General features: G+C 42.6%; 5 protein-coding genes and 1 tRNA gene. 3 read left to right on the top strand and 3 right to left on the bottom strand.

Annotation, left to right across the window (positions count from 1 at the left end; genetic code table 11):
- A partial coding sequence (locus tag HZC12_05890) for a prohibitin family protein (protein MBI5026248.1) occupies positions 1-322 on the top strand: 322 nt, incomplete at its 5' end.
- Positions 323-357: 35 nt separating this feature from the next.
- Positions 358-612: a zinc ribbon domain-containing protein gene (locus HZC12_05885; protein MBI5026247.1), complete on the top strand. Its 255-nt coding sequence runs from the start codon at positions 358-360 to the stop codon at positions 610-612.
- 35 nt (positions 613-647) lie between these two features.
- Here the strand turns inward: HZC12_05885 and HZC12_05880 are convergent, their stop codons facing one another.
- Complete coding sequence (locus HZC12_05880) at positions 648-950, bottom strand: hypothetical protein (GenBank protein ID MBI5026246.1); 303 nt, start codon at positions 948-950, stop codon at positions 648-650.
- 145 nt (positions 951-1,095) lie between these two features.
- Here HZC12_05880 and tilS point away from each other — a divergent pair, with 145 nt between their 5' ends.
- Positions 1,096-2,475 carry a tRNA lysidine(34) synthetase TilS gene (tilS, locus tag HZC12_05875; protein ID MBI5026245.1) on the top strand — a complete coding sequence of 460 codons (1,380 nt, stop codon included), beginning with the start codon at positions 1,096-1,098 and terminating at the stop codon, positions 2,473-2,475.
- Positions 2,476-2,496: 21 nt separating this feature from the next.
- On the opposite strand, the gene HZC12_05870 is transcribed toward tilS, so the two are convergent.
- Entirely contained in the window at positions 2,497-3,024 is a 528-nt protein-coding gene (locus HZC12_05870; protein ID MBI5026244.1) for a cob(I)yrinic acid a,c-diamide adenosyltransferase, read from the bottom strand.
- 82 nt (positions 3,025-3,106) lie between these two features.
- Positions 3,107-3,181 (bottom strand) — tRNA-Gly (locus HZC12_05865).
- Between the last annotated feature and the right edge of the window lie 196 nt (positions 3,182-3,377).

Raw genomic sequence — 3,377 nt, 5'->3', positions numbered from 1 at the left:
TTCCATTGTGAATTTCAAGTTTTCGCAGCAGTTTGCGCAGGCAATAGAGGCAAAACAGACAGCAGAACAGCTTGCACTAAAGGCAAAAAGAGACCTCGAGAGGATAAAGATAGAGGCAGAACAGAAGATTACAGCGGCAAAGGCAGAGGCAGAGGCCTTGAGGCTCCAGAGAGCGAATATTTCACCAGACCTTATAGAACTTAGAAGGGTAGAAGCAAATCTCAAAGCCATAGAGAAATGGAACGGAATCCTCCCGCAGGTTACAGGTGGCGGAGCGATACCATTTATTGGTGTAGGTGAGATACAAAAACAGAAGAAATAAAAAGGTAGAGAATCTCATTGTTTAGATATGTCTTACTGCTTATCATCGCAGGCATTATAGGGAGCATTATAGCCGTAAGAAAAGGTCGCAACCCGTTAGGGTGGTTTATACTATGTGCGATTGTTCCGTTACTTATTGTTGTTCTTGCAGTGCTTCCACCCCTGGTATCTAAAGGATATACCAAAAAGTGTCCCTACTGTGCAGAGATTATTAAAGAAGATGCAATAGTTTGCAAACACTGTGGCAGGGAACAACCCATAGAAATGGTCAAGATATCCCCTAAAACATAGATAAGGATGAAGGGGACGAAAATAGAGTACCCCCCTTATTTTCCTCTGACGTAGGTACTGAACGAAAGATAAGTCATTTCATTTCCATGTTCCTGTCGCAATATCTTATAGAAATCACATACTGTGCAATTCTTTTCTTTTTCCCTGTATGTTCCTTGAATGATCCCAGCGCAAAATGTACCTGTTATATATGCACAAGCCCTTCCACCATTTTTACCACCGCAAAATCCATCTGTTGCAGTAAAGGTCGCAGCAGGGCATACTCCAAGTTCATTGACCTTTGCTCCGTTAGGTTCTCTCCCACATTTTTTAAATTCCCAACAATTTTGCTTAGCCATTTCAGTACCTCCTTCATTTTTCTTGTTTCCTGGGGCACTTATTGACCCCATACTTATATATAATACATAATACATCCATAAAATATGCTGTCAAGAAAATTTCAGAGGGAGTTTTCCAGAACCTAAAGCCTTCCGGATACGCTTAATGAAACTTCTTAAGAAAGTCAAAGGCACAATTAAAAAACACTCCATGCTCTCTAAAGGCGATAAGGTTTTAATCGCTCTATCTGGCGGGCCTGATTCTGTATGCCTTCTTGTCTTGCTGAATAAGCTGAAAGATGAATTCAATCTGAATTTGCACGCCCTTTATATCGACCATGGCCTCAGGCCTGATGAAACACCGAAGGAGATAGAATTTTGCAAAAATCTTTGTGACAGGCTTGATGTGCGATTTGTTACAAAATCAATAGATGTGATGTCCTATGCAAAAGAGCAACGTCTCAATAAACAGGAGGCTGCGAGGGAATTAAGATATAAGACCTTTGATGAGGTCTCATCTGAGATTAAGGCAGACAGGATTGCCCTCGGCCATACAGCGAATGACCAGGCAGAGACACTCATCATGCGGCTTTTCAGGGGATCGGGGCCAAAAGGGCTTTCAGGAATTCCACCTGTGAGGGGCAATGTCATCAGGCCATTAATCGAGGTTGAAAGGAGAGATGTAGAACAATTCCTTGACCTGGAGGGGATAGGCTTCATTGTGGATTCATCGAACCTGAGGGAAGACTACATCAGGAACAAGGTAAGACTTTCACTTATTCCCATGCTTAAGGAGTTTAACCCGAATATCATAGAAACCCTTGCAAAGACCTCTGATATATTGAGAGAAGAAGAAAGGTATTTTGAAATTCTCGTTACCAAGGCATTGATGAAGCTTATAAGCAGAAAGACAGACTCGCACATCGAGCTCTTCCTCGCACCTCTTGAAGCAATGGAGAGGGTTATTCTAAGAAGGGTGTTGAGGATGGCAATAGAGGAGACAAGGGGGCTTCGCGCAATAACTTTTATACATATAGAAGACATCCTCGAACTCATAAAGAACGGGAAGATAGGAGACAGGCTCTATCTGCCAAAGGGCATAAGGGCGATAAAGGAATACTCTACTCTTGTCCTGACCTCTGAAGCGCCAGTCAAAATCAAGACATACAACCTTGAGGTTCCAGGAGAGCTTGCAATCAGAGAATCAGGGGTTTTAATCAGGGCAGCAATTGAGGATAGTGTTGAAGACCTTGGAGACGGTAGAGCTGCGGTAGTCTTTGATGCAGATACCCTTACCTTTCCTCTCACAGTAAGGGCAAGGAAACCAGGTGATTTCTTTTATCCGTTTGGCTTTGGCGATAGAAAAAAGCTTCAGGACTTTTTTGTTGATGAAAAAGTTCCAAGAGATGAAAGGGACAGAATCCCTCTGATTGTCTCAGGAGATGATATTATCTGGATAGCAGGATACAGGATGGATGAGAGGTTCAGGGTGACAGATAAGACAAAAAAGTTTTTAAAAATAAATGCGACCACAATTAAATCTTAACATCATGGTCGCATTTATTTTTTAATATTCTATGCCTCTCCTCGCCTTTACCCCTTTGGTGTATGGATGTTTTATTAGCTTCATTTCTGTTACATAATCTCCAATGGCAATCAATTCCTCTGGCGCACCTCTGCCAGTGAATACAAGTTCAAGGCGTGCTGGTTTTTCTTTGATCAGTTTCTTAGCATCATTCATGGTCGCATACCCGCTGTGGAGAAGATTATTGAATTCGTCCATTATCACAAGGTCGTAAGAGTCGGTTTTAATTTCTTTCAGAGAAAAGGCAATGGCCTCTCTAACAGACTTCTTGAGTTTAGATGGCCTGACCTTCGGGTTAAAGATTGGCGAGATCTGGCCTGCAAACCTCACGAACTTTATTTTGAGTTTTTCTGCAGCAGCGGCCTCACCTGTGCCTCTCAGGCCGCCTTTCAAGAACTGAAGTATCAGGACTTTCTTACCCCTGCCTGCAGCCCTCATGGCAAGGCCCATGGCAGCAGTAGTCTTGCCTTTACCGTCCCCTGTATAAATATGAATCAGCCCCTTTTTCATTCTTTCTCTGTGTTCTCTGCGGTTAATTAAGTTTTGTTCTTTAACTTTTAACTTTTAACTCATAACTCTTAACTGTCTTTAATGGAGCGGGCGACGGGATTCGAACCCGCGACCTGAAGCTTGGGAAGCTTCTACTCTACCGCTGAGTTACGCCCGCATGGTTGAGTTATTTTATAAAATAAAGAATAGTATATGCAAGAAAAGTTCATGTAGGAGTTCCCCCAATTTTTTGTTTTTTTGTCCGTCATTCCCGCGAAGGCGGGAATCCAATCTTCTCATGTAGTTAAGCTGTCATACAAATCCGCCCATTCGGGGTTATGTTCCTCAATAAGCTTGAGTTTCCATACCCGATT

The sequence above is a fragment of the Nitrospirota bacterium genome, assembly GCA_016214385.1.
Lineage (GTDB): Bacteria > Nitrospirota > Thermodesulfovibrionia > UBA6902 > JACROP01 > JACROP01.
The sequence above is the reverse complement of the archived record's forward strand: the minus strand, read 5'-3'. Positions and strand labels throughout refer to the sequence as shown.